The 26,876-nt window shown below is 58.1% G+C and carries 25 protein-coding genes; 3 read left to right on the top strand and 22 right to left on the bottom strand.

Annotation, left to right across the window (positions count from 1 at the left end; all coding sequences use genetic code 11):
- Positions 1–44: 44 nt before the first annotated feature.
- The 5 genes from CQ009_RS30230 to CQ009_RS15880 all read right to left on the bottom strand — a co-directional run bounded on the left by CQ009_RS30230 (position 45) and on the right by CQ009_RS15880 (position 2,471).
- Positions 45–326, bottom strand: a complete 282-nt coding sequence (locus tag CQ009_RS30230; RefSeq protein WP_256585439.1) for a hypothetical protein — start codon at positions 324–326, stop codon at positions 45–47.
- Positions 319–699 (bottom strand): DUF1090 domain-containing protein, encoded by a 381-nt coding sequence (locus CQ009_RS15890; protein WP_105707366.1) that lies wholly within the window; start codon positions 697–699, stop codon positions 319–321. Before CQ009_RS15890 ends, CQ009_RS30230 begins: the two co-directional genes overlap by 8 nt.
- Positions 696–1,055 carry a hypothetical protein gene (locus CQ009_RS29830; RefSeq protein WP_146117546.1) on the bottom strand — a complete coding sequence of 120 codons (360 nt, stop codon included), beginning with the start codon at positions 1,053–1,055 and terminating at the stop codon, positions 696–698. The genes CQ009_RS15890 and CQ009_RS29830 overlap by 4 nt, the downstream gene beginning before the upstream one ends.
- Before the next feature lie 199 nt (positions 1,056–1,254).
- Positions 1,255–1,746, bottom strand: coding sequence for a hypothetical protein (locus CQ009_RS15885; protein WP_105707534.1), 492 nt, complete (start codon positions 1,744–1,746; stop codon positions 1,255–1,257).
- Positions 1,713–2,471: a DNA-binding protein gene (locus CQ009_RS15880; RefSeq protein WP_105707364.1), complete on the bottom strand. Its 759-nt coding sequence runs from the start codon at positions 2,469–2,471 to the stop codon at positions 1,713–1,715. The genes CQ009_RS15885 and CQ009_RS15880 overlap by 34 nt, the downstream gene beginning before the upstream one ends.
- 251 nt (positions 2,472–2,722) lie before the next feature.
- Between CQ009_RS15880 and mutS the strand changes: the two genes are divergently transcribed.
- Positions 2,723–5,293, top strand: a complete 2,571-nt coding sequence (gene mutS, locus CQ009_RS15875; RefSeq protein WP_177430970.1) for a DNA mismatch repair protein MutS — start codon at positions 2,723–2,725, stop codon at positions 5,291–5,293.
- A 163-nt stretch (positions 5,294–5,456) separates the two neighbouring features.
- Positions 5,457–5,780 carry a ferredoxin FdxA gene (gene fdxA / locus CQ009_RS15870; protein WP_064393166.1) on the top strand — a complete coding sequence of 108 codons (324 nt, stop codon included), beginning with the start codon at positions 5,457–5,459 and terminating at the stop codon, positions 5,778–5,780.
- A gap of 605 nt (positions 5,781–6,385) precedes the next feature.
- Here the strand turns inward: fdxA and rpoS are convergent.
- From rpoS to CQ009_RS15825, 8 genes are all read right to left on the bottom strand, one after another.
- Positions 6,386–7,396, bottom strand: coding sequence for an RNA polymerase sigma factor RpoS (gene rpoS, locus CQ009_RS15860; protein ID WP_064393167.1), 1,011 nt, complete (start codon positions 7,394–7,396; stop codon positions 6,386–6,388).
- 106 nt (positions 7,397–7,502) lie between these two features.
- Complete coding sequence (locus CQ009_RS15855) at positions 7,503–8,372, bottom strand: peptidoglycan DD-metalloendopeptidase family protein (protein WP_064393168.1); 870 nt, start codon at positions 8,370–8,372, stop codon at positions 7,503–7,505.
- A gap of 211 nt (positions 8,373–8,583) precedes the next feature.
- Positions 8,584–9,219: a protein-L-isoaspartate(D-aspartate) O-methyltransferase gene (locus CQ009_RS15850; RefSeq protein WP_177330992.1), complete on the bottom strand. Its 636-nt coding sequence runs from the start codon at positions 9,217–9,219 to the stop codon at positions 8,584–8,586.
- 41 nt (positions 9,220–9,260) lie between these two features.
- Positions 9,261–10,010, bottom strand: coding sequence for a 5'/3'-nucleotidase SurE (gene surE / locus CQ009_RS15845; protein WP_105707357.1), 750 nt, complete (start codon positions 10,008–10,010; stop codon positions 9,261–9,263).
- Positions 9,998–11,056 (bottom strand): tRNA pseudouridine(13) synthase TruD, encoded by a 1,059-nt coding sequence (gene truD / locus CQ009_RS15840; protein WP_105707355.1) that lies wholly within the window; start codon positions 11,054–11,056, stop codon positions 9,998–10,000. The genes surE and truD overlap by 13 nt, the downstream gene beginning before the upstream one ends.
- A complete protein-coding gene (gene ispF, locus CQ009_RS15835; RefSeq protein WP_064393172.1) occupies positions 11,053–11,526 on the bottom strand; it encodes a 2-C-methyl-D-erythritol 2,4-cyclodiphosphate synthase in 474 nt (157 codons plus the stop codon). The genes truD and ispF overlap by 4 nt, the downstream gene beginning before the upstream one ends.
- Before the next feature lie 43 nt (positions 11,527–11,569).
- Positions 11,570–12,415 carry an S-formylglutathione hydrolase gene (fghA, locus tag CQ009_RS15830; RefSeq protein ID WP_105707353.1) on the bottom strand — a complete coding sequence of 282 codons (846 nt, stop codon included), beginning with the start codon at positions 12,413–12,415 and terminating at the stop codon, positions 11,570–11,572.
- A 65-nt stretch (positions 12,416–12,480) separates the two neighbouring features.
- Positions 12,481–13,593 carry an S-(hydroxymethyl)glutathione dehydrogenase/class III alcohol dehydrogenase gene (locus tag CQ009_RS15825; RefSeq protein ID WP_008081726.1) on the bottom strand — a complete coding sequence of 371 codons (1,113 nt, stop codon included), beginning with the start codon at positions 13,591–13,593 and terminating at the stop codon, positions 12,481–12,483.
- 117 nt (positions 13,594–13,710) lie between these two features.
- On the opposite strand from CQ009_RS15825, the gene CQ009_RS15820 reads away from it, so the two are divergent.
- Positions 13,711–14,607 (top strand): LysR substrate-binding domain-containing protein, encoded by an 897-nt coding sequence (locus CQ009_RS15820; protein WP_105707350.1) that lies wholly within the window; start codon positions 13,711–13,713, stop codon positions 14,605–14,607.
- A 143-nt stretch (positions 14,608–14,750) separates the two neighbouring features.
- On the opposite strand, the gene ispD is transcribed toward CQ009_RS15820, so the two are convergent.
- From ispD to rnhB, 9 genes are all read right to left on the bottom strand, one after another.
- Entirely contained in the window at positions 14,751–15,458 is a 708-nt protein-coding gene (ispD, locus tag CQ009_RS15815; protein ID WP_105707348.1) for a 2-C-methyl-D-erythritol 4-phosphate cytidylyltransferase, read from the bottom strand.
- Positions 15,455–15,733: a cell division protein FtsB gene (gene ftsB, locus CQ009_RS15810; RefSeq protein ID WP_007908838.1), complete on the bottom strand. Its 279-nt coding sequence runs from the start codon at positions 15,731–15,733 to the stop codon at positions 15,455–15,457. The genes ispD and ftsB overlap by 4 nt, the downstream gene beginning before the upstream one ends.
- A gap of 170 nt (positions 15,734–15,903) precedes the next feature.
- Positions 15,904–17,193 carry a phosphopyruvate hydratase gene (gene eno, locus CQ009_RS15805; protein ID WP_042557893.1) on the bottom strand — a complete coding sequence of 430 codons (1,290 nt, stop codon included), beginning with the start codon at positions 17,191–17,193 and terminating at the stop codon, positions 15,904–15,906.
- A 157-nt stretch (positions 17,194–17,350) separates the two neighbouring features.
- Entirely contained in the window at positions 17,351–18,196 is an 846-nt protein-coding gene (gene kdsA, locus CQ009_RS15800; protein ID WP_016985082.1) for a 3-deoxy-8-phosphooctulonate synthase, read from the bottom strand.
- A 5-nt stretch (positions 18,197–18,201) separates the two neighbouring features.
- Positions 18,202–19,833, bottom strand: coding sequence for a CTP synthase (locus CQ009_RS15795; protein WP_105707346.1), 1,632 nt, complete (start codon positions 19,831–19,833; stop codon positions 18,202–18,204).
- 274 nt (positions 19,834–20,107) lie between these two features.
- Positions 20,108–21,439 (bottom strand): tRNA lysidine(34) synthetase TilS, encoded by a 1,332-nt coding sequence (gene tilS, locus CQ009_RS15790; protein WP_105707343.1) that lies wholly within the window; start codon positions 21,437–21,439, stop codon positions 20,108–20,110.
- Between the two features lie 122 nt (positions 21,440–21,561).
- Positions 21,562–22,509, bottom strand: coding sequence for an acetyl-CoA carboxylase carboxyltransferase subunit alpha (locus CQ009_RS15785; RefSeq protein ID WP_064393178.1), 948 nt, complete (start codon positions 22,507–22,509; stop codon positions 21,562–21,564).
- A gap of 139 nt (positions 22,510–22,648) precedes the next feature.
- Positions 22,649–26,170 carry a DNA polymerase III subunit alpha gene (dnaE, locus tag CQ009_RS15780; protein WP_105707339.1) on the bottom strand — a complete coding sequence of 1,174 codons (3,522 nt, stop codon included), beginning with the start codon at positions 26,168–26,170 and terminating at the stop codon, positions 22,649–22,651.
- Between the two features lie 76 nt (positions 26,171–26,246).
- Entirely contained in the window at positions 26,247–26,873 is a 627-nt protein-coding gene (gene rnhB, locus CQ009_RS15775; protein ID WP_105707337.1) for a ribonuclease HII, read from the bottom strand.
- Between the last annotated feature and the right edge of the window lie 3 nt (positions 26,874–26,876).

Raw genomic sequence — 26,876 nt, 5'->3', positions numbered from 1 at the left:
GGCCATCATTCTGCATTGAATAACGGCCCAGCTCCAACGTGTGGTCAGCCTTTGACGCGACGTGCGGCAGCATTGGCTTTTTTAAGTCGATCGGTTCTGGCCTTCCTGTCGTAATCGTCCTTGGCGCCCATGATTCCCCCGGCAGCGTGCACCCAGTCGGTGGCGGTGCAGCCAGAGATCAGCACAGCAGAAGTAAAGACTGAAGAAAAAATAAGGATGTTTTTCATATTCGATTTCCCGGCGTCACTGATGAACACGTTGAATTGCAGGGTTGAAGAAAGAGCCCCCCCCTGCGAATCTTTGGCGGTGATTGACTCTTTACTCATCCATAAGCCTTTGCAGTTTTGTCTGAGCCCGTTCGAGCCTGGCTTCCTGTTTCTTGATGACTTTCACATCACCGTACTGACGCGCGGCCTCCAGAAAGTTCTGTCTGCGTCGCACTTCGGCTGCGGCCTTTTGGATGGCGCTTGAACGGTCATCTTGCGCGGAGGGTTCTTGGCAATGGCGCTCGACATTGGCAAGTGCCCGCTCTAGACCGGACTTGCGATACAAATTGTCCGCCGCCTCAGCGCGCTCAATCTGCAACAAAAGTTCGGTACGCCGCTGCGCGCAACTTTCTCGCACACCAGCCCATGCACTATCGATGATTAAAACGCTAACAATCAGCAGAGACAGATTGCAAAAAAGATTCGGTCTCACGAGACAAATCCCAGATAATTTTTTTCTCCAGCACGGCCACGGAAGTTGCTCACCCGAGACCATGCATTACGGCAACCTAACGTTTCTTGTACGCCAGAAAGTGCCGCCATCATCATGTCGCGACAGCGAGCTCTACACGTTGGAAAATGCTTGACCATCCACGCCACTGGTACGTAAACATGATCGAAACACAGCAGAACAGGCGTGCGATCACACAATGTGAAAAGACTCACATCCTTTTCTTTTCCAGCAATCACCGCTGGCACAAACACAATACCTTCCCGGTTAATTGCAATTGATCGCTTCCAGGCGGGAGACTTGGTTCCATGAGAACTGCGCAGGCAAAACCAGAGCATCTATAACGTTCCTCAACAGCCTAAACATCGTCATGTTATTCAAGGCAACTAATAGCCAAACTGCGCTGACTCTCCGGCAGTCGCAGGGGCTGTTGGCCTGACTCGAATCACATTAACAACGCAGGAGCGCTGAGGCCTTACTGGCGTCTTACTCAGTCTTACTTAATCGCCCAGAGGCCTTGCACCCCGGGGATTCTCCCTAGCGAGGGACGTGGCATACGCCGTTGACCAGGTTATTAATGTTGTAGTAGTACTCGGTATCGGAGAAGTAATTGAATGTCACCATACCACCTTGAAAGCCTCTTTCCATAAACGGAAGCTCATCGCCGGCGGTGTCCGCATCAAACTTTACAATCGAACGCGTCTTGAACAGAAACCTGGAAGTATCCAGATGCGTTAGTACAATTTCGAACTTACGATCATAAGTATAGACTTTGCCTTCAGGGGTTTTAACGACGTAGTGCACATAGAGAGCGCCTTCCCTTGGGTCGATCGTCATTTCCCCAACGCCATGCCAACGAACTTTGTGATCATGAGTATGGACAAAATCAATGGATGCAAAACAAGGTGCGCCTGGAATATCGCGACTGAGCAAATAAAAATGCTTTACAACCAGAGCACCAAAGATAAATACCGACAAGGCAGCAATCACTGCGATTATTTTTTTCCAACGAGTTGGTAGTTCACGCATATGGCCTCCCCTTTGCTTTCCGGCTTGATGCACTTGACCAGTAATTGGGAGAGCGGTTTTCGCACATAGTAGTTAATATCGGACAATACAATGGGAGGTTCGAACTCGCTGAGCGCTTTGACAATATCCTCTTTGGACATTCTTTCACTTTCTTCTACATACAATTTCGCTTCGCCTTCTTGCCAGATGAGTTTCCACTCCTCCAGATCAGCAGGTTTTTTAACCACCAGATAAGCGTAAAAGACCGGAAGAGCAATCGCTGGCACCAGGATTGTCGGCAAAAGGAAGCGCCAGTAACGACTGAATGGCTTTTTCACCGTGGGAGCGTAGACGATGAAGGGTTCAGCATCATTTACCAGCGCTGGCGGCGACTCAGAGGCTTGAGTCTGCGCGCTAACCAACCGAATTTCACACAACAGCACCACGCCACGGCGAGGCAAGGTCTTAAGACTGTCCCGAGGTAACCCGACGTGAGCGAAATGCGCGCGGAGCATGTGCAGCGTCTTGTAATAACTGCTGTCGGAAATCACCAGCCCCCGCTCCCCCCAGACCCTGGAGATGAGCTGTTCCTTATCGGTCACGCCGGCTATCAGTGCCAACAGCAGGTCGCTTTCATTGCTGCCCAGCACCGCTGCCTGCCGCGCCCGGCTGAGGGTCATTTTTTCTGCATCGTAGTAACAATCGCTCGCTGACGCTTGTGAGCCGATGCCCTCTGATTGTTCCAAGCTGCATCCTCAACTGATCTGCAATCCTCGAATTCCGATCATTCGATAGCTTTTCGGCACTATAGGACACAATGCCAACCCAAGCGGCCGTGCGTTGCTGCATCCACCTCAAAAAAACTTCATACTCAGCCCCACTGAATCAACCCACGGGCCGCATCGCTGGCAAACACTCGCCATTTCGTAGATGCAAACGACCCCGTTTTTGCCTTGTCACTTTTTCCGGTAAAGCTAAACCCCTGATGAATAAAGCTATTTCAGACCTGTCCTCCCATACTCCGATGATGCAGCAGTACTGGCGCTTGAAGAATCAGCACCCGGATCAGCTGATGTTCTACCGAATGGGCGACTTCTACGAGATCTTCTACGAAGACGCGAAGAAGGCCGCCAAGTTGCTCGACATCACGTTGACGGCACGCGGGCAGTCGGCGGGACAGGCGATTCCGATGTGCGGGATTCCTTATCACGCGGCGGAAGGTTATCTGGCCAAACTGGTCAAGCTTGGCGAGTCGGTGGTGATCTGCGAGCAGGTCGGCGACCCGGCAACCAGCAAAGGCCCGGTGGAGCGTCAGGTAGTGCGCATCCTCACGCCGGGTACGGTCAGTGATGAGGCGTTGCTCGATGAGCGCCGCGACAATCTGATCGCTGCGTTGCTGGGTGACGAGCGTCTGTTCGGCCTGGCCGTGCTGGACATCACCAGCGGCAGTTTCAGCGTGTCGGAAATCAAAGGCTGGGAGAATCTGCTGGCGGAACTGGAGCGGATCAATCCGGTGGAGTTGCTGATCCCGGATGACTGGCCAAGGGACCTGCCGGCGGAAAAACGCCGTGGCGTCAGTCGTCGTGCGCCGTGGGATTTCGAGCGTGATTCGGCGTTGAAAAGCCTTTGCCAGCAGTTCTCCACCCAAGACCTGAAGGGCTTTGGCTGCGAGAACCTGACCCTGGCCATCGGCGCCGCTGGTTGCCTGTTGGCCTACGCCAAGGAAACCCAGCGCACCGCCCTGCCCCATCTGCGCAGCCTGCGCCACGAACGCCTGGATGACACCGTGGTACTGGACGGTGCGAGCCGCCGCAATCTTGAACTCGACACCAACCTCGCCGGTGGCCGCGACAATACCCTGCAATCGGTGGTCGATCGTTGCCAGACCGCCATGGGCAGCCGTTTGCTGACCCGCTGGCTGAATCGCCCGTTGCGCGATCTGACGGTATTGCTGGCGCGCCAGACCTCGATCACTTGCCTGCTCGATCGCTATCGTTTCGAAAAGCTGCAACCACAGCTCAAGGAAATCGGCGACATCGAGCGAATTCTCGCGCGGATCGGCCTGCGCAACGCGCGGCCTCGTGACCTTGCCCGGCTGCGCGACGCCCTTGGCGCACTGCCTGAACTGCAAGTGGCGATGACCGATCTGGAAGCGCCGCACCTGCAAGGTCTGGCGACCATCACCAGCACCTACCCGGAACTGGCGGCGTTGCTGGATAAAGCCATCATCGACAATCCGCCGGCGGTGATCCGTGACGGCGGCGTGCTGAAAACCGGCTATGACAGCGAACTCGACGAACTGCAGTCGCTGAGCGAAAACGCCGGCCAGTTCCTCATCGATCTGGAAGCCCGTGAGAAAGCCCGCACCGGTCTGAGCCATCTGAAAGTCGGCTACAACCGCATTCACGGCTACTTCATCGAATTGCCGAGCAAGCAGGCCGAGTCGGCGCCAGCGGATTACATCCGTCGCCAGACACTGAAAGGTGCGGAACGCTTCATCACGCCTGAGCTGAAAGAATTCGAAGACAAGGCGCTGTCGGCCAAGAGCCGCGCCCTCGCCCGCGAAAAGATGCTTTACGAAGCGCTGCTGGAGGACCTGATCAGCCAGTTGCCACCGTTGCAGGATACCGCTGGCGCGCTGGCCGAACTGGACGTGCTGAGCAACCTTGCCGAGCGCGCGCTCAACCTTGATTTGAACTGCCCGCGCTTCGTCAGCGAGCCGTGCATGCGCATCTCCCAGGGTCGTCACCCGGTGGTCGAGCAAGTGCTGACCACGCCGTTCGTAGCCAACGACCTGAGCCTGGACGACAACACGCGCATGCTGGTGATCACCGGCCCGAACATGGGCGGTAAATCCACCTACATGCGGCAAACCGCTTTGATCGTGCTGCTGGCGCATATCGGCAGCTTCGTACCAGCGGCCAGTTGCGAACTGTCGCTGGTGGATCGCATCTTCACCCGAATCGGTTCCAGTGATGACCTCGCGGGCGGCCGTTCGACCTTCATGGTCGAAATGAGTGAAACCGCCAACATTCTGCACAACGCTACCGAACGCAGCCTGGTGCTGATGGACGAAGTCGGTCGCGGCACCAGCACCTTCGACGGTCTGTCGCTGGCATGGGCTGCGGCGGAGCGCCTGGCACACCTGCGTGCCTATACGCTGTTCGCTACGCACTACTTCGAACTGACCGTGTTGCCGGAAGCCGAGCCATTGGTGGCCAACGTCCACCTTAACGCCACCGAGCACAATGAACGCATCGTCTTCCTGCACCACGTGCTGCCCGGCCCTGCCAGCCAGAGCTACGGTCTGGCAGTGGCGCAATTGGCCGGTGTGCCGAGCGAAGTGATCGTACGTGCCCGCGAGCACCTGAGCCGACTGGAAGAAACTGCTTTGCCACATGAAGCACCGAAACCGGTCGCCAAGGGCAAACCGGCAACGCCACAACAAAGCGACATGTTCGCCAGCCTGCCGCATCCAGTACTCGATGAACTGGCTAAACTGGATCTGGATGACCTGACGCCACGCCGTGCGCTCGAAATGCTCTATGCACTGAAGAACCGGATATAAGCACTGAAGAAGCGGATATAACGCAAACCGCTTCAAGCTGTTAGAATCTCGCGCGGTTTGGGATGCTGCTGGCTAATAGCCTGGCCAGCAGGTATCGCTCCCGAACCTGGCGACCCCAACCGTGAAGGGGCAACGCTGCCGCCGCCTGAGGAGAAAATTAGAAATGACCTTCGTCGTCACCGACAACTGCATCAAGTGCAAGTACACCGACTGCGTAGAAGTCTGTCCGGTGGACTGCTTTTACGAAGGCCCGAATTTCCTGGTGATTCACCCGGATGAGTGCATCGACTGCGCCCTGTGCGAACCGGAATGCCCCGCTGTGGCAATTTTCTCCGAGGACGAAGTCCCAGAGGACATGCAGGAATTCATTCAACTGAACGTTGATCTCGCAGAAATCTGGCCAAACATCACCGAGAAGAAAGAATCGCTGCCGGATGCCGAAGAGTGGGATGGCGTCAAAGGCAAGATCAAAGACCTCGAACGCTGATCTGTCTCGCGTTCGACAAAAAGGCCCTTAGGGGCCTTTTTTTTCGCGCAATGCCTCCGACAGAGACGCCAAGCTGCGCATGCTGACTTTTCTACGGGCAAAAAAAAGGGGCGGTATGACCCGCCCACATTTTTTCCCTATTCCCTGTATTCCTTTTCATCGTCCTGATGAATCGCTTCCTGCGATGTCCGTTCCCCTCTTCCTTGAAGGGCGTGTCTGTCCGTCGACACAATTCAGATACTAGAGAGTTCTGCGGCGGGAGCAATCGACCATTGGCGCCGAAATCGTTTGTCATAACCGCTTCATATTTAAAATTAAGCTTATTTATCAGTCAGTTATTTCTAGTCGACTGACTGAGTAGTCGTCTACCGAAGTGTAAAAATAACGAACACCTACGGAAGAGTAAGCCAAGGCTTACAGCACAAGACTACAAACCCTCCCGTGCAGGAGCTGCCGAAGGCTGCGATCTTTTGATCTTGAACCAGGATCAAAAGATCGCAGCCTTCGGCAGCTCCTGCACAAGCAACAGCACCGACATCAAAAGCAGCAGGCAACAAAAAGCCCCGAACCAGTCGGGGCTTTTTGCGGGCGGTCGTCCGAGGCGCTTACTGGAACAGCGACTCGCTCGACAGGCCATTCTTCTCGAGGATCTCGCGAAGGCGCTTGAGGCCCTCCACCTGGATCTGCCGCACCCGCTCCCGGGTCAGGCCGATCTCCAGGCCTACATCTTCCAGCGTGCTGCTCTCGTGGCCGCGCAGGCCAAAGCGGCGAATAACCACCTCGCGCTGCTTGTCGGTCAGCTCCGACAGCCATTGATCGATGCTCTGCGACAGGTCGTCATCCTGCAGCAGCTCGCAGGGATCGGTCGGACGATCATCGGTGAGGGTGTCCAGCAGGGTTTTATCCGAATCCGGACCCAGCGAGACGTCGACCGAAGAAACCCGTTCGTTCAGGCCCAGCATGCGCTTGACCTCACCCACCGGTTTTTCCAGCAGGTTGGCGATTTCTTCGGGTGAAGGTTCGTGGTCGAGCTTTTGCGTCAGCTCCCGTGCAGCCCGCAGGTACACGTTGAGCTCCTTGACCACATGGATCGGCAACCGGATGGTCCGGGTCTGATTCATGATCGCGCGCTCGATGGTCTGACGAATCCACCAGGTCGCGTAGGTCGAGAAGCGGAAGCCGCGTTCAGGGTCAAACTTTTCCACCGCGCGGATCAGTCCGAGGTTGCCCTCTTCGATCAGGTCCAGCAGCGACAGCCCCCGATTGACGTAACGCCGGGCGATTTTCACCACCAGCCGCAGGTTACTTTCAATCATGCGCTTGCGCCCGGCGGGATCGCCACTTTGCGACAAGCGCGCAAAATGAACTTCTTCCTCCGGAGAGAGCAGTGGGGAAAAGCCGATTTCGTTGAGATACAACTGCGTGGCATCAAGTGCCCGCGTGTAATCGATGTACTTGTGTTGTTTAAGTGACGCAGATTGTTTGGATTTGGAACGAACGGAAGGTGGAGCAGCCCCTTCATCATTCGACATCGAAGAATCCGAATCGATGCCGGCCTCCATAAGGAGAACCTCATCGTCGATGTCAAACTCCGGCACTTCTTTACTGAGAGCCATTGTTATAGTCCTTTGGTGAGTTCGACCCCAAGCTCAAGCGACGCCTTTATCCTTGGCAGCGCTGGAGCCTGTCCCCTCTACGCGACGGAACAGGCTGGCTTACAAATCAACGTCTTGGCAGGAACTGCAGCGGATCCACAGGTTTACCTTGGCGGCGAATCTCAAAATGCAGTTTCACCCGGTCTGTACCCGTTGACCCCATTTCGGCAATTGTCTGTCCGACCTTGACCTGCTGTCCCTCCCGAACCAAAAGCCTGCGGTTATGGCCGTAGGCACTGACGTAGGTTTCGCTGTGTTTGATGATGACTAATTCGCCGTAGCCCCTTAAGCCACTCCCGGCGTAAACCACCGTCCCATCAGACGCAGCTAAAACAGGCTGTCCCAAATCTCCGGCGATATCAATTCCTTTATTCAAACTACCGTTTGAAGAGAATTTTCCAATCAGAATGCCATTAGATGGCCATCCCCAGCCGGTCGGGGCCGGGCCTGCGGGAGGCAGTGGAGCAGGCGCTGACTTGTTGCCGACGGACGGTGCAGCCCCCGTAGAACCGGTGGTTGTAGTGGTCGTCGTGCCATTTGCCTGGCGCCGGATTACCGTGGTTTTACTCGACGAGGAAGGCGAAGAACTGCTGCTGCTCACCACCGCGGTCGGCGTTGAACCGGTGCGGCCATCGAAGCGAATTGTCTGACCCGGATGGATCGTATACGGCGTAGGAATATTGTTCCGGGCCGCGAGGGCTTTGTAGTCCCAGCCGTAGCGAAATGCGATCGAAAACATCGTATCGCCCGGACGGACTACATACTGGCCAGTCGTTACGGTAGGACGCTGCGCCACCGCGTTGTTGCGATCGACCACGCGCACATTGTTCGATTTGGTGCTGGAGCAACCCACCAGCAAGGTGCTCAAGACAAGGCCAGTCACCAGGCGCTGAAAGCTCGTGTTACCCATACGCTGCGCAATGACTGTGAGACTCACCCGCCGCTCCCTTTGTGGTGGCTGAAAAATTTGGAATGCCGGATTTCGGCACGAGGTGTCGCAAGTATAACGGGCCGAATCGGCTTTACCTTTAATGAAGCGAAATCGCTTCGCGCACACGTTTGCAAGCTGACAATCTGCGCGTTTAAACCATCGTTGCCGGAGTAAGACATGGGCGAACGAAAGGAATTCAGCGCCTGCCAATAAATGCTCAGGCCAGTGGCCCGTTGAGCAAAGGCACGAAGCGAACAGCACCTAGAACATGTCGGGAAAAGCCATTTTCTTCGCGCACGATCAGCATCAGTTGCTGAACTTCTCCGGCTCCGACCGGAATCACCAGGCGCCCACCCGGTGCCAGTTGATCGAGCAACGCTTGCGGTACATCGGTGGCTACCGCCGTGACGATGATGCCGTTGTACGGTGCCAGTGCTGGCCAGCCTTCCCAACCATCGCCCCAACGAAACACCACATTGCGCAGGTTCAATTCGACCAGGCGCTCCTTGGCGCGGTCCTGCAGTACCTTGATGCGCTCCACCGAGAACACCCGCTCGACAAGTTGCGACAATACAGCGGTCTGATACCCGGAGCCGGTGCCGATCTCCAGCACTTTATCCAGCGGTCCCGCCTCCAACAGCAGCTCGCTCATGCGTGCCACCATATAAGGCTGGGAAATGGTCTGGTTGTTGCCGATCGGCAGCGCCGTGTCTTCGTAAGCGCGATGAGCCAGCGCTTCATCGACGAACAGGTGACGCGGGGTGCGGCGAATGACCTCCAGCACTTTGGCGTTTGATACGCCTTCTTCATATAAACGCTGGATCAGGCGCTCGCGGGTGCGCTGGGAGGTCATGCCGATCCCGCTGCGCAATCGATCTTCGTGCTCACGGGCCATCAGCGCAGTCCCTCCAGCCAGCCGTCAAGGTTCCTGAAAGCATCGTTGAAGGTGCGATCGAGCTGCAACGGCGTGATGGACACATAGCCCTGCATCACCGCATGAAAGTCGGTGCCCGGCCCGCCGTCTTCGGCATCTCCGGCAGCAGCAATCCAGTAGCCGGCCTTGCCCCGTGGATCGACTACTTTCATCGGCGCCGCCGCACGGGCACGATGGCCGAGACGGGTCAGCTGGATGCCACGAATGTGCTCGATCGGCAGATTGGGAATGTTCACGTTTAGCACCGTGCGCGGCGGCAGATCAAGCCCGGCATGGGCCTCGACCAGTTTGCGCGCAAAGTAAGCCGCCGTTGGCAGATTATCCACCTGACGCGAGACCAGTGAAAAGGCAAATGACGGACGTTCGAGGAATCGCCCTTCGAGCGCTGCGGCGACTGTCCCGGAATACAGCACGTCATCACCCAGATTGGCCCCGAGGTTGATCCCGGAAACCACCATGTCCGCCTCGCGCTCCAGCAAGCCGTTCAGACCCAGGTGCACGCAGTCGGTCGGTGTGCCGTTGAGGCTGATGAAGCCGTTGGCCAGATATTGCGGATGCAGCGGACGGTCAAGCGTCAGCGAACTGCTGGCGCCGCTTTTGTCCAGTTCAGGGGCGATAACCACGCATTCGGTGTAATCTGCCAGCGCAGCATAAAGCGCGGCAAGACCGGGTGCGGTTACCCCATCGTCGTTAGAAATCAGAATACGCATGGGCTGTCCGTCTGCCCCACCGGCACCAGATCAACGAGCTCGCGCACCAATACGGTGGCGAAGCATCCGGCCGGGAGGACGAATTCCAGTTGCAGAATGTCAGGCTGGGGATAATGCCACGTCAACTCGCCAATGGGCAGCCGCAGGATGCGACGTTCGTGGCTCATGCCGGCGTGAATCAACCAATCTCGCAGCTCGGCTTCACCGGCGGCAATTTCCTGCTCCAGTTCATGGACAGCGCCTGCGGTCGGCGAGTCACCTTCGCCCCACTGCGGACCTGTCGGGTGCAGATCGAGAATCGCCAGGCGCGGGTCACTGCATTCAGCTTCACCGGCCGGAAAAAAGCTGCGGCTGTCGGTGAACGCCAGCAGATCGCCAACCTGAGCTTTTTGCCAAGTGCCATCAGCCACACGCGCCGCCAGCACTTTGTTGAAGAGAAAGCTGCGCGCCGTCGACAGCAGACGCGAACGCACGTTGCGCTGCTCCGGCAAGGCTTTACGCGTCGCCCACGAACGCGCATCGACGACGTTACCGCCGTCATGGCCGAAACGCTGGGCGCCGAAATAATTGGGGATGCCTTGCTGGGCGATCAGTTGCAGACGTTGTTCAATCGCGTCTTTGTCGCCAGTGAACTGAGTCAGGCGCAAGGTGAAACCGTTGGCCGAGTGCGCACCGCGTTGCAGCTTGCGTTTATGGCGAGTGGTCTTGAGGATCTTCAGCGTATCGTTTTCCGCCGCCGACAGGTCCGGATCAGCCTTGCCCGGCAGTTGCACGCTGAACCATTGGCGGGTCAGCGCCTGACGATCCTTGAGGCCGGCATAGCTGACGGTACGCAGCGGCACGCCGGCAGCCTTGGCGATACGCCGTGCGGCTTCTTCAGTGTTGAGGCCACGCTTTTCGACCCAGATCCACAGGTGCTCGCCGTCGCCGCTGAACGGGATATCGAGCACTTCATCGACCTGGAAATCTTCAGCGATAGCTTTCAGTACTGCGCTGCCGAGAGGTTCGCCATAAGCACGCGGGCCGAGCAATTGCAGTTCGTTCATGCGCGCAGCAACAAGGCAACGGAGTGCACGGCAATGCCTTCTTCGCGACCGACAAAGCCAAGCTTTTCGGTGGTGGTAGCTTTCACGTTCACTTGATCCAACTCAACTTGAAGATCCGCCGCGATCAGCGCGCGCATCGATTCGATATGCGGCGCCATTTTTGGCGCCTGGGCAACGATGGTGTTATCGACGTTGCCGACCTTCCAGCCTTTGCCATGGATCAGCGCGACCACATGACGCAGCAGCGCACGACTGTCGGCGCCCTTGAATTGCGGGTCGGTGTCCGGGAAGTGTTTGCCGATATCACCCAGCGCCGCAGCGCCGAGCAAGGCATCGCTCAAGGCGTGCAGCAGGACGTCACCGTCGGAATGAGCGAGCAGCCCGAAGCTGTGTGCGATGCGCACGCCGCCCAGAGTAATGAAATCGCCTTCAGCGAAACGGTGCACATCGTAGCCGTGGCCAATACGCATAAAAAAACGCCCCGATTTTTGTCAGGGCGTGATTCTACCTGCATTAACCGCGCAGGGCGCGTGCGTGATGCTGCAAGTGGTCGTCTATGAAGCTTGAGATGAAGAAATAGCTGTGGTCGTAGCCCGGTTGAAGGCGCAACGTCAGTGGATGGCCCGCTTGTTTTGCTGCTTGTTGCAAGGCTTCGGGTTTGAGCTGGGTAGCGAGGAAGTCATCGCGATCGCCTTGATCGACCAGCAGCGGCAGTTTTTCGTGCGCTTCGGCGATCAGCGCACAGGCATCCCACTCCTTCCACTTCGAACGGTCTTCGCCCAGAAAACGGGAAAAGGCTTTTTGCCCCCATGGGCAATCCATAGGATTGTTGATCGGCGAAAACGCCGACACCGATTGATAGCGACCCGGATTGCGCAACGCACAGACCAACGCACCGTGGCCGCCCATGGAGTGGCCGCTGATGCTGCGTTTGTCCGAAGCGGGGAAATGCGCCTCAACCAGTGAAGGCAATTCCTGCACGACATAGTCATGCATCCGATAGTGGCGCGACCAAGGCTCCTGCGTGGCATTCAGATAGAACCCGGCGCCTAGACCGAAATCCCACGCGCCATCCGGATCACCCGGGACATCCGGTCCACGCGGGCTAGTGTCCGGGGCGACAATGATCAAACCCAGTTCGGCGGCCATGCGCATCGCGCCAGCCTTCTGCATGAAGTTTTCATCGGTGCAGGTCAGGCCCGACAGCCAGTACAGCACCGGCAGTTTTCCGCCCTGCTCCGCCTGCGGTGGCAGGTACACAGCAAACACCATGTCGCAACCGAGCACGTCGGAGCGATGGCGATAGCGTTTGTGCCAACCGCCGAAACTCTTCTGACAGGAGATGTTTTCCAGACTCATGTAAAGACTCCTACGCGGTCACGGCAACAAGCCTTCACGAATTGCTGCCATGTCCCAACGATTGATCAGAAATGAATGACGGTACGGATGCTCTTGCCTTCGTGCATCAGGTCGAACGCCTTGTTGATGTCTTCCAGGCCCATGGTGTGAGTGATGAACGTATCCAGCGGGATTTCGCCGCTTTGGGCCATGTCGACGTAGCTTGGCAACTCGGTACGACCGCGCACGCCGCCGAATGCCGAACCGCGCCAGACGCGACCGGTCACCAACTGGAACGGACGGGTCGAAATTTCCTGACCAGCACCGGCAACACCGATGATCACCGACTCACCCCAACCTTTATGACAGCACTCAAGGGCTGCACGCATCAGTTGCACATTACCGATGCACTCGAAGGAGAAGTCGACGCCGCCATCGGTCATGTCGACGATCACTTCCTGGATCGGACGATCGAAGTCTTTCGGGTTCACGCAGTCGGTTGCGCCGAGTTGTTTGGCGATCTCGAATTTGGCCGGGTTGATGTCGATGGCGATGATGCGCGCAGCCTTGGCTTTCACTGCGCCGATCACCGCTGACAGGCCGATACCACCCAGACCGAAGATGGCCACGGTGTCACCCGGTTTGACCTTGGCGGTGTTGAGCACGGCACCGATACCGGTGGTGACGCCGCAGCCGAGCAGGCAGACCTTTTCCAGCGGTGCATCCTTGGAGATCTTGGCCACGGAGATTTCCGGCAACACGGTGTATTCCGAGAACGTCGAAGTACCCATGTAGTGGAAAATCGTTTCGCCTTTGTAGGAAAAACGCGAAGTGCCGTCCGGCATCAGGCCTTTGCCCTGAGTGGCGCGAATCGCCTGACACAGGTTGGTCTTGCCCGACTTGCAGAATTTGCACTGGCCGCATTCCGGGGTGTACAGCGGAATCACGTGATCGCCGACGGCAACCGAGGTCACGCCTTCGCCGATCGCTTCAACGATGGCGCCGCCTTCGTGACCGAGGATCGACGGGAAGATGCCTTCCGGATCCGCGCCGGACAGGGTGTAGGCGTCAGTGTGGCAAACCCCGGAAGCCACCACGCGCAGCAGCACTTCACCGGCCTTGGGCATGGCGACATCGACTTCTACGATTTCCAGCGGCTTCTTGGCCTCGAAGGCAACGGCGGCGCGCGACTTGATCATGCTGACTCTCCAGTGAATCCATTAAATAAAAAAACCAGACAAGGAGTGTAATACATGGCCTTACGATGAATAATCAGGACAAAAGCAAAACATTATTGCCATACAGGGATAATCCCGATGTCCGAAAATCGCTGGGAAGGTATCGACGAGTTCGTCGCCGTTGCCGAATGCAACCAGTTCACCGCCGCTGCCGAGCGCCTTGGGGTCTCTTCCTCCCATGTCAGCCGACAAATCGTACGATTGGAAGAGCGGCTTCAGACGCGTCTGCTTTATCGCAGTACCCGTCGCGTGACACTGACCGAGGCGGGGCAAACCTTTCTGCAACATTGCCAACGCTTGCAGGACGGTCGCGAAGAGGCGTTGCGAGCGGTCGGCGATCTGACCAGCGAACCGAAAGGCATGCTGCGCATGACCTGCGCGGTGGCTTACGGCGAACGTTTTATCGTGCCGCTGGTGACGCGTTTCATGGGGCTTTATCCGCAGCTGCGCATCGATATCGAATTGAGCAACCGCCAGCTCGATCTGGTGCATGAAGGATTGGACCTGGCGATTCGTTTGGGGCGGCTGCAGGATTCGCGGTTGGTCGCGACGCGGCTGGCGCCTCGTCGGATGTTTCTCTGCGCGTCACCGTCCTACGTTGAGCGGTATGGCCGCCCACACAGTTTGTCGGAACTGAGCCGGCATAATTGCCTGATCGGCAGCTCGGACATCTGGCAACTTGAGCAGAATGGGCGGGAGTTTTCTCAGCGCGTGCAGGGAAACTGGCGTTGCAACAGTGGGCAGGCGGTGCTGGATGCGGCGTTGCAGGGCGTCGGGCTGTGTCAGTTGCCGGATTATTACGTGTTGGAGCATCTGCACAGTGGCGCGTTGATTTCGTTGCTGGAGGCGCATCAGCCGCCGAATACGGCGGTGTGGGCGCTGTATCCGCAGCAGCGGCATCTGTCGCCGAAGGTGCGCAAGTTGGTGGATTTTTTGAAGGAGGGGTTGGCTGAGCGGCCGGAGTATCGAAGCTGAGTGATGGGTTGCCTGAACTATCGCTTTCGCGAGCAGGCTCGCTCCCACAGGGGATCGGCGGTGAATGCCAATTTGGGGTCAGGCGCAAATCAAATGTGGGAGCGAGCCTGCTCGCGAATGCAATCTGAAAAGCGCCACTGCACTCAGCGGCGGTTAGCCCAACGCTGGCGCAACCATTCGAGATCTTCCGGCCGGGTAACCTTGAGGTTATCCGCGCGCCCTTCGATCAGTCGCGGCTTCAGCCCCGCCCACTCCATCGCCGACGCTTCGTCAGTAATCACGGCATCCGCAACCAGACTGTCCGCCAACGCCCGATGCAACGCACCGAGGCGAAACATCTGCGGTGTATACGCCTGCCAGATCACACTTCGATCGACGGTTTCCACCACCCGACCGTGCTTGTCGACCCGTTTCAAGGTGTCGCGCGCAGGCACTGCGAGCAATCCGCCGACCGGATCATCCGCCAGTTCATCGAGTAACTTGTCGAGATCTTCGCGACTCAGATTCGGTCGTGCCGCATCGTGCACCAGTACCCAATCTTCATCATCGGCACCCTGCGCATGCAGGTGCAGCAAGGCATTGAGCACCGACCCGGAGCGCTCGGCCCCGCCTTCAACGCGCTGAATACGCGAGTCGCTGACGCAGGCCAGATTCGGCCAATAAGGATCATCAACAGCAAGACTGACCACCAAACCCTTGAGGCTTGGGTGATCGAGGAAACAGCCGAGGCTGTGTTCGAGAATTGTGCGCCCGCCCAGTTGCAGGTATTGCTTGGGACGGTCCGCGGCCATTCGGGCACCGACGCCCGCGGCAGGAATCACGGCCCAGAAGGCCGGCAGGGAATTGATCATTGGGCCAACTGGTAAAGGGTTTCGCCGTCCTTGACCATGCCCAGCTCGTGACGAGCCCGTTCCTCAACGGTCTCCATACCTTTCTTCAACTCGCTGACTTCAGCGTCCATCACTCGGTTGCGCTCCAGCAAACCCTCGTTCTCGGCGTGTTGATCAGCAATCTGCTGATTCAGCTCGGCGACCTGCGCCAGACTGCCATTGCCCACCCACAGGCGGTACTGCAGACCGGCCAGCAGCAGGAGCAAAACGAGAAACAACCAGTAAGGACTGCGCATCGAATATCAGGTATCCAGTGAAAAAAGACAGCCACGCCAAAACTTTGAAGCATCTGATAGCACAAGCCTGGAAAGATCCAGGCTTGTGCTTTAAGGCATCAGATTAGTGGCAAATCCATCGCTGTCACGACTTTTTCGACACAATCCGGTGTCCTTTTATCAGTTGGTACTCAGCCACGGAACTCGCTGCGACCGTTGTACTTGGCTTTGCCATTCAACTGCTCTTCGATACGCAGCAGTTGGTTGTACTTGGAAACGCGGTCGGAACGGCACAGCGAACCGGTCTTGATCTGGCCAGCCGAGGTGCCCACAGCCAGGTCGGCAATGGTCGAATCTTCGGTTTCGCCGGAACGGTGCGAGATCACTGCGGTGTAACCGGCAGCCTTGGCCATCTGGATGGCTTCCAGGGTTTCGGTCAGGGTGCCGATCTGGTTGAACTTGATCAGGATCGAGTTGGCGATCTTTTTATCGATGCCTTCTTTCAGGATCTTGGTGTTGGTCACGAACAGATCGTCGCCCACCAGTTGAACCTTCTCGCCGATCTTGTCGGTAAGGATCTTCCAGCCAGCCCAGTCGGACTCGTCCAGGCCGTCTTCGATCGAGATGATCGGGTAACGCTCGGTCAGACCTTTCAGGTAGTCGGCGAAACCTTCAGCGGTGAACACCTGGCCTTCGCCGGACAGGTTGTATTTGCCGTCTTCGTAGAACTCGCTCGCCGCGCAGTCCAGTGCCAGGGTCACGTCGGTGCCCAGCTTGTAACCGGCGTTGGCGACAGCTTCGGAGATCACTTTCAGCGCGTCTTCGTTGGACGCCAGGTTCGGTGCAAAACCGCCTTCGTCGCCAACGGCAGTGCTCAGGCCACGGGCCTTCAGCACAGCTTTCAAGTGATGGAAAATCTCGGTGCCCATGCGCAGACCTTCCGAGAAAGACTTGGCGCCAACCGGCTGAACCATGAATTCCTGGATGTCGACGTTGTTATCGGCGTGCTCGCCACCGTTGATGATGTTCATCATCGGCACCGGCATCGAGTAGACACCCGGCGTGCCGTTGAGGTTGGCGATGTGTGCGTACAGTGGCAGGTCCTGATCCTGCGCAGCAGCCTTGGCCGCAGCCAGGGACACGGCGAGGATGGCGTTGGCGCCCAGGGTCGCTTTGTTTTCGGTACCGTCGAGCTTGATCATCGCGTGATCCAGGGCTTTCTGGTCGCTTGGGTCGGTGCCCAGCAGCAGATCGCGGATCGGACCGTTGATGTTGGCTACCGCTTTGAGCACGCCCTTGCCCAGGTAACGGCTCTTGTCGCCATCACGCAGCTCGAGCGCTTCACGCGAGCCAGTGGATGCACCGGATGGCGCGCACGCGCTGCCGATGATGCCGTTGTCGAGAAGCACGTCCGCTTCCACGGTGGGATTGCCACGGGAGTCGAGAACTTCACGACCTTTGATGTCGACGATTTTTGCCATTGTTGTAAACACTCCAAAGTTGACGAAAACGACGCAGCTAGAGGAAATCTTTTTACCGTCGGCAAGGGGTGTGCAGCGGGCAGACTTGCAGACGATAACGCTCATGCCCGAGGGCATGAGCGACAAATCGTGCGGTACTTTACCGGAGAATTGAGTGTTACGCGGTTTCTACCGTCGGAAAACTCTTCACCAGTTCGTCCAAAGCTTTGAGCTGGGCCAGAAATGGCTCCAGTTTGTCCAGACGCAAGGCGCAAGGGCCGTCGCATTTGGCATTGTCCGGATCCGGGTGAGCTTCGAGGAACAGACCCGCCAGCGACTGGCTCATGCCGGCCTTGGCCAGATCCAGAACCTGTGCACGGCGACCGCCGGCGGAATCGGCACGACCACCTGGCATTTGCAGGGCGTGGGTCACGTCGAAGAATACCGGGTACTCGAACTGCTTCATGATGCCGAAGCCGAGCATGTCGACCACGAGGTTGTTGTAGCCGAAGCTCGAACCACGCTCGCAGAGGATCAGTTGATCGTTACCCGCTTCTACGCACTTGTTCAGGATGTGTTTCATTTCCTGAGGCGCGAGGAACTGGGCTTTCTTGATGTTGATCACTGCATTGGTCTTGGCCATCGCGACGACCAGATCGGTCTGGCGCGACAGGAAGGCCGGCAGTTGAATGATGTCGCAGACCTCAGCGACGACCGCGGCCTGATCAGGCTCGTGGACGTCGGTGATGATCGGCACGCCGAAGGCTTGTTTGATGTCCTGGAAGATGCGCATGCCCTCTTCCAGGCCAGGACCACGATAGGAGGTCACAGAAGACCGGTTCGCCTTGTCGAAACTGGCCTTGAACACATAAGGGATACCGAGTTTCTCGGTGACCTTCACGTATTCCTCGCAAACCTGCATGGCCATGTCACGGCTTTCCAGCACGTTCATGCCGCCGAACAGCACCATGGGTTTGTCGTTGGCAATCTCGATGTCGCCGACGCGGATGATCTTCTGTGCCATCGGGGTTACGCCTTCTTCTGGTGTTGAGCCAACGCTGCTTTGACGAAACCGCTGAACAGCGGGTGGCCATCGCGTGGTGTCGAGGTGAACTCAGGGTGGAACTGACAAGCAACGAACCATGGGTGATCGGCCGCTTCTACCACTTCAACCAGCGCTGCGTCAGCCGAGCGACCGGAGATTTTCAGGCCGGCTTCGATCAGTTGTGGCAGCAGCTTGTTGTTCACTTCGTAACGGTGACGGTGACGCTCGACAATCACATCCTTGGCGTAACAGTCGTGCACCTTGGAGCCGGCTTCGAGCAGGCATTCCTGAGCGCCGAGGCGCATGGTGCCGCCCAGGTCGGACGCTTCGGTACGCACTTCAACGGCGCCGGTCGCGTCTTCCCACTCGGTGATCAGACCGACAACCGGGTGACCGCTGGCGCGGTCGAACTCGGTGGAGTTGGCGTCTTTCCAGCCCATGACGTTACGAGCGAACTCGATGACCGCCACTTGCATGCCCAGGCAGATACCCAGGTAGGGAACCTTGTTTTCGCGAGCGTACTGCACGGCAGTAATCTTGCCTTCCACGCCGCGCAGACCGAAGCCGCCCGGTACGAGGATCGCGTCGACACCTTCGAGCAGCGCAGTGCCTTGGTTTTCGATGTCTTCGGAGTCGATGTAACGCAGGTTGACCTTGGTGCGGTTGCTGATGCCGGCATGACTCATCGCTTCGATCAGCGACTTGTAGGCGTCCAGCAGTTCCATGTACTTGCCGACCATGGCAATCGTCACTTCGTGTTCCGGGTTCAGCTTGGCGTCAACCACCGCTTCCCACTCGGACAGATCGGCACTACCGCACTGCAGACCGAAACGCTCAACGACGAAATCGTCCAGACCCTGCGAGTGCAGGATGCCTGGGATCTTGTAGATGGTGTCGGCGTCTTCCAGCGCGATCACCGCACGTTCTTCAACGTTGGTGAACTGAGCGATCTTGCGACGCGACGAGACGTCGATCGGGTGATCGGAACGGCACACCAGCACGTCTGGTTGCAGACCGATCGAACGCAGTTCTTTTACCGAGTGCTGAGTTGGCTTGGTCTTGGTCTCGCCAGCGGTGGCGATGTACGGAACAAGCGTCAGGTGCATCAGCATCGCGCGCTTGGCGCCGACTTCGAAACGCAGTTGACGGATCGCTTCGAGGAACGGTTGCGACTCGATGTCACCGACGGTGCCACCGATTTCGACCATGGCCACGTCAGCATCGCCAGCACCCTTGATGATGCGGCGCTTGATTTCGTCGGTGATGTGCGGAATCACCTGGATGGTTGCACCCAGGTAGTCACCACGGCGCTCTTTGCGCAGCACGTGTTCGTAGACACGGCCAGTGGTGAAGTTGTTGTTCTGGGTCATGGTCGTGCGGATGAACCGCTCGTAGTGGCCCAGGTCCAGGTCGGTCTCGGCGCCGTCGTGGGTGACGAACACTTCACCGTGCTGGAACGGGCTCATGGTGCCCGGGTCAACGTTGATGTACGGATCCAGCTTAAGCATGGTGACCTTAAGCCCCCGCGCCTCCAGGATAGCCGCCAATGAAGCCGAGGCAATGCCTTTCCCCAATGAAGAAACAACACCGCCCGTGACGAATATGTAGCGCGTCATGAAAAACCCTAGAAGTCTGCGTTAAAGCGGTACGAGCCGCCGGGGAAAGCGAAGGAAGGCCGAAGCCCCCGATCACCTGCATTAATCACAGTGCACCTTTCAAAAAAACCGCCGCGTTGGGACAGACCGGCAGATGAAACGCCGGTACGTTGCTCGCTACACATTTTTTGGAATCGCCCAGCAAAGACTGCTTGGTAATCGGCAACTCCTGCAATTCAGGCGAATCCACAGAAGTTGTATCAAGAAGGGAGCGTAGTCTACCGGAATGCTCCTTTCAGCTCAAACCTTGATCTTCGTCTGTTGGCTGCCAATGCAATTTCCAACCGCCGTGCCCATCGCCATCAAGCCCCGGCAGGTTCGCCACCGCGAGCAATTCGTCACCGCGAAACAGCAGCGGCAATCTGCCACGCACGAACCCCGGTACCGCGCGCTCATTGAACAGGCGCTTGAGGTCGCGATGACCGCGATCGGCCAGTTGCATCACTTCGCCCCCCTGACGAAAGCCAATGCGCAACGGCCCGGCGGGAGCCTGCCCGCTAAACATGACACGTCCGTTATCGGCCAAGCGTAGCGCTGACGACGGCGTCTGCCACTCACATCCGATCACTGGCGCGCGCAGCCAGGCATCGCTGAGCCACCAGACCCGACCGGCGCTGCGGTGCAGCTCGCCATCGGCCAGTCGCCAGATTGGCGAGGCATCATGAGCGGCCTCGCAGAGATCGCTCCAACCCGACCAATGGTCGGTGTCAGGCAAACGAGTCAGTGGCTCGAGCCAATGGCTGATCGCGTTTCGTTGACGCGCAACCGACAGAGCGGTCAGCGGTGTCAACTTCAGCGACGGTAATCCCAGCCATTGGAAATCATGGGCGGTCGCGGCGGCCTGCGCCAGGTCCATCTGCGCCAGCTCATCGAGCAACCCCTGCGCTTCACGCTGATGCGCGGCACTGCGAGCCATGCTCGCCTGCGCTTGCGGCCAGCGCCCGGTCAGCAGCGGCATGACTTGATGGCGTAGATAATTGCGCGAGAATTGCCGATCCTGATTGGACGGGTCTTCGATCCAGTTCAATTGATGAGCCTGTGCGTACGCCTCCAGCTCGGCTCGGGAGATGTCCAGCAACGGACGAACGAGCGTGCCCTGCCCCACTGACCGCTGCGCCGGCATCGCAGACAACCCGCGTACACCCGCGCCGCGCAATAGCCGGAACATCAGTGTTTCCGCCTGATCATCGCGATGTTGACCGGTGAGCAACACATCATTGGCCTGCGTCAGAGAACTGAACACCGCGTACCGCGCATCCCGCGCCGCCCGCTCCAGACTCGCGCCCGGTTGCACCTTCACCCGTTCAATCAGCAACGGCACGCCCAGTGCATCGCAAACTGCTTGGCAATGCTGCGGCCACGCATCAGCCGCAGCCTGAAGGCCGTGATGGATATGGATGGCGCTTAACGGAGGGAGTGATACGTTTTTTGCCAGATCGGCAAGCAGATGCAGCAGAACGGTGGAATCGAGACCACCGGAAAACGCGATACGCCAATGAGCGGCATTGCGCCAAGGCTCAAGGTGCGGCAGAAGCCGTGAAGACAAATCGCTCTTCGATGAGTTCATGGAGAGGGCCGCTTCTCAAAGATCCCTGTAGGAGCTGCCGAAGGCTGCGATCTTTTGATCTTGAAAAACAAAGTCAAAAGATCGCAGCCTTCGGCAGCTCCTACAGGGGTACTGCGTTCGACTTAGAGGCCGTAGCTCATCAGTCGATCATAACGGCGCTTCAACAGCGCTTCGTTATCGAACTTCTTCAGCATCGCCAGTTGCGAGCTGAGCTCGGCACGGATCGACGCAGCCGCAGCGGCTGGATCACGGTGCGCGCCGCCCAGAGGTTCGCCAATCACCTTGTCGACGATGCCCAGGCCTTTCAGACGCTCAGCGGTGATGCCCATTGCTTCAGCAGCATCCGGCGCTTTTTCTGCGGTTTTCCACAGGATCGACGCGCAACCTTCCGGCGAGATCACCGCGTAGGTCGAGTACTGCAGCATGTTCAGCTGATCGCAGACGCCAATCGCCAGCGCACCGCCGGAACCCCCTTCACCAATAACGGTGGCGATGATCGGGGTCTTCAGACGCGCCATCACGCGCAGGTTCCAGGCGATCGCTTCGCTTTGGTTGCGCTCTTCAGCATCGATGCCAGGGTAAGCACCCGGAGTGTCGATGAAGGTCAGGATCGGCATTTTGAAACGCTCGGCCATCTCCATCAGACGGCAAGCCTTGCGGTAGCCTTCCGGACGCGGCATGCCGAAGTTGCGGCGCACCTTCTCGCGCACTTCGCGGCCTTTCTGGTGACCGATGATCATCACCGGCTGGTCTTCCAGGCGGGCGATACCACCAACGATGGCGGCGTCGTCAGAGAAGTGACGATCGCCGTGCAGTTCGTCGAACTCGGTGAAGATGTGCTGAATGTAGTCGAGGGTGTACGGGCGTTTCGGGTGACGCGCCAGGCGTGCGATCTGCCAGCTGGTCAGCTTGCCGAAGATGTCTTCGGTCAGCGTTTTGCTCTTGTCCTGCAGGCGGGAGATCTCATCGCCGATATTCAGCGAATTGTCATTACCGACCAAGCGCAACTCTTCGATCTTGGCTTGCAGGTCGGCGATCGGCTGTTCGAAATCTAGAAAATTCGGGTTCATAGGCGTCCGTCTTGGGTCGTGTCCCAAATGAGCTTGGGCCGGCCGGTTGTCTATTCGCGCCCTACCTTAAGGGAGAGGCGCGCTGAGGTCGAGATTAAAAATTCAGGTTGCGGGCAAGCGCCATGAGGGCACTTGCCGGTCAACGGTATTGGAGGAAGACGTTGTCTCGCCCGAACTGGTCACGCAGTGCTTGAATCAACGCATCTGCCGGGTCGATCCGCCAGGTCTCGCCAAACTGCAGCAAGGTCTTCGCATCCGGGCTGGTGTATTCCATGGTCACCGGGCATGCACCGCGATGACGCTTGAGCAAATCACCCAACCAGCGTAGCTGATCGCCTTTCAGATCCTGGGTTTGCAGCTTCAGGCGCAAGCTCTCGGCAAGGTTGGTGCGCGCATCTTCCATGCTCATCACTCGCTTGACCCGCAGGCGCAGGCCACCGGAGAAGTCGTCGTTGCTGACCTCGCCTTCGACCACCACCATCGCGTCGGTCTGCAACAACGATTGCGCCGAATGGAACGCATCGGCAAACAGCGACGCCTCGATGCGCCCCGAGCGGTCATCGAGGGTGATGAAACCCATCTTGTCGCCCTTCTTGTTCTTCATCACCCGCAGGGCAATGATCATCCCCGCGATGGTCTGGGTATCCCGGGCCGGTTTCAGGTCGATGATGCGCTGACGGGCGAAACGGCGGATCTCGCCTTCGTATTCGTCGATCGGATGACCGGTCAGATACAGGCCCAAGGTGTCTTTCTCACCCTTGAGGCGTTCCTTCAGGGTCAGTTCCTTGGCCTTGCGATGCACTGCGTAAACATCAGCGTCTTCCTCGACAAACAGCCCGCCAAACAGGTCGGCGTGACCACTGTCGTGGGTGCGCGCGGTCTGTTCTGCGGACTTGATCGCTTCTTCCATTGCAGCCAGCAGCACCGCGCGGTTGCGGTCGATGTTGGCCTGATAAGCCTTTTGCTCTTCATGGAAGAACGGGCCGAGACGATCCAGCGCACCGCTGCGGATCAAACCGTCGAGTGTGCGCTTGTTGATGCGTTTGAGGTCGACCCGCGCGCAGAAATCGAACAGATCCTTGAACGGCCCGTCCTCACGCGCCTCAGTAATCGCTTCAACGGGCCCCTCGCCCACACCCTTGATCGCGCCGAGACCGTAAATGATGCGGCCTTCGTCGTTCACCGTGAACTTGAATTCCGAAGTATTCACATCCGGCGCGTCGAGACGCAGCTTCATGGTGCGAATTTCTTCGATCAAGGTCACGACCTTGTCGGTGTTGTGCATGTCCGCCGACAGTACCGCGGCCATGAACGGTGCCGGGTAGTGAGTCTTCAGCCAGGCAGTCTGGTACGAAACCAGGCCGTAAGCGGCGGAGTGAGACTTGTTGAAGCCGTAACCGGCGAATTTTTCCACCAGGTCGAAAATGTTACCGGCCAGGTCGGCATCGATATTGTTGGTCTTGCAACCCTCAATGAAACCGCCGCGCTGCTTGGCCATTTCTTCGGGCTTTTTCTTACCCATCGCCCGACGGAGCATGTCCGCACCGCCGAGGGTGTAACCGGCCATGACCTGGGCAATCTGCATCACCTGTTCCTGATACAGGATGATGCCGTACGTCGGCGCCAATACCGGCTTGAGGCCTTCGTATTGATAGTCGGAGTGCGGATACGCCAGCTCGGCGCGACCGTGCTTACGGTTGATAAAGTCGTCAACCATGCCCGATTGCAGCGGGCCCGGACGGAACAGGGCCACCAGTGCGATCAAGTCTTCCAGGCAGTCGGGCTTGAGCTTTTTGATCAGCTCTTTCATGCCGCGCGATTCAAGCTGGAACACCGCTGTGGTTTCAGCTTTTTGCAACAGCGTGTACGTCGGCTTGTCGTCGAGCGGGATGAACGCGATGTCCAGCGGAGGCTCGTCGACCTTGGCACGGTCGCGATTGATGGTCTTCAGCGCCCAGTCGATTACCGTCAGCGTCCGCAAACCAAGGAAGTCGAATTTCACCAGACCGGCGGCTTCAACGTCGTCCTTGTCGAACTGGGTTACCAGACCGTCACCGGCCTCGTCGCAATAGATCGGCGAGAAGTCAGTCAGCTTGGTCGGGGCGATAACCACACCACCGGCGTGTTTACCGACGTTACGCACCACGCCTTCGAGCTTGCGCGCCATCTCCCAGATTTCTGCGGCCTCTTCATCGACCTTGATGAAGTCACGCAGGATCTCTTCCTGCTCGTAGGCTTTTTCCAGGGTCATGCCGACTTCGAACGGAATCATCTTCGACAGACGATCCGCCAAACCGTAGGACTTGCCCTGCACCCGCGCCACGTCGCGCACCACAGCCTTGGCGGCCATGGAACCGAAGGTGATGATCTGGCTTACCGCGTTGCGCCCGTATTTCTCGGCCACGTAATCAATTACGCGGTCACGACCGTCCATGCAGAAGTCGACGTCGAAGTCGGGCATCGAGACCCGTTCCGGGTTAAGGAATCGTTCGAACAGCAGGTCGTATTCCAGCGGATCGAGGTCGGTGATCTTCTGCACGTAGGCCACCAGCGAGCCGGCACCCGAACCACGGCCCGGACCTACCGGTACGCCGTTGCTTTTGGCCCACTGGATAAAGTCCATAACGATCAGGAAGTAACCGGGGAAACCCATCTGGATGATGATATCCAGTTCGAAATTCAAGCGATCAACGTAGACCTGGCGCTTGGCTTCGTAGTCTTCGGTGGTGTCCTTGGGCAGCAGCACCGCCAGGCGCTCTTCGAGACCGCCGAAGGAGACTTTGCGGAAGTACTCGTCGATGGTCATGCCATCGGGAATCGGGAAGTTGGGCAGGAAGTGCGTGCCCAGTTTGACTTCGATGTTGCAGCGCTTGGCGATCTCGACGGTGTTTTCAATCGCGTCGGGAATGTCGCTGAACAGCTCGATCATTTCCTCGGCGCTTTTGAGGTATTGCTGATCGCTGTAATTCTTCGAACGCCGCGGATCGTCAAGGGCGCGGCCCTCACCGATGCAGACGCGGGTTTCGTGGGCGGCGAAGTCTTCCTGCTTGATGAAGCGCACATCGTTGCTCGCCACCAGCGGCGCGCCAAGTTTGTCGGCAAGCGCTACGGCACCGTGCAGTTGCTCTTCATCGTTAGGACGATTGGTGCGCTGGATTTCCAGATAGAAACGATCCGGGAACACCGTCATCCATTCACGCGCCAAGGCTTCGGCTTCTGCCGGGTTGCCACCGATCAATGCCATGCCGATCTCGCCTTCTTTGGCGGCGGACAACATGATCAGGCCTTCGTTGGCTTCAGCGACCCACTCACGCTCGACAATGATCATGCCGTTGCGCTGGCCTTCGATAAAGCCGCGCGAGATCAACTCGGTAAGATTGCGATAGCCCTTGGCGTTCATCACCAACAGGCTGAGCCGGCTCAGCGGTGCGTCCGGGTCTTTGTTCGACAGCCACAGGTCGGCGCCGCAGATCGGCTTGATGCCGGCGCCCATGGTGTTTTTATAGAATTTGACCAGGGAACACATGTTGTTCTGGTCGGTGACCGCGACCGCCGGCATGTTCATGGCGGTCAGCGCCTTGACCAGCGGCTTGATCCGTACCAGCCCGTCGACCAGCGAGTATTCAGTGTGCAGGCGTAGATGAACGAATGAAGCCGGCATAGTGATCCTGTCCAGTTACATAGAGACAACAAGGCCCGGATTGTACCGGGCCTCGAGCAAAACATCAGCCTTGCGACTAAACCTGCGTCAGGCCTTCGAGCACTTCATAAGCCTGACGCACCGGGGCGAACGAGCGCCGGTGAATCGGCGTCGGGCCAAGCCGCACCAACGCTTCCAGATGAACGGGCGTCGGGTAGCCTTTATGACCGCCGATGCCGTAACCCGGGTAGATCAATTCGAACGCGGCCATTTCACGATCACGACTGACCTTGGCCAGAATCGACGCGGCAGCAATGGCCGGCACCTTGCCGTCGCCCTGCACCACGGCTTCGGCGCGCATCGGCAGTTGCGGGCAACGGTTGCCGTCGATCATCGCCAGTTTCGGCTGGATGTGCAGACCGGCGACCGCGCGCTGCATGGCCAGCATGGTCGCGTGGAGGATATTCAGCTCGTCGATTTCTTCGACTTCGGCGCGGGCGATGCACCAGCTCAGGGATTTCTCGATGATCTCGTCGTAGAGCTTTTCGCGCTTGGCGTCAGTGAGTTTCTTCGAGTCGTTGAGGCCGAGAATCGGCCGGTTCGGATCGAGGATCACCGCTGCCGTCACCACGGCGCCGCACAACGGGCCGCGCCCGACTTCATCGACACCGGCGACCAGTTCTTCGACTTCGGCGACCAAGGTGAAATCCAGGCCCATCTGCATGCT

Origin of the sequence: Pseudomonas sp. MYb2 (genome assembly GCF_002979955.1) — a bacterium.
Lineage (GTDB): Bacteria > Pseudomonadota > Gammaproteobacteria > Pseudomonadales > Pseudomonadaceae > Aquipseudomonas.
Note: the sequence above shows the minus strand (reverse complement) of the source record. Positions and strands in the feature narration are given on the sequence as shown.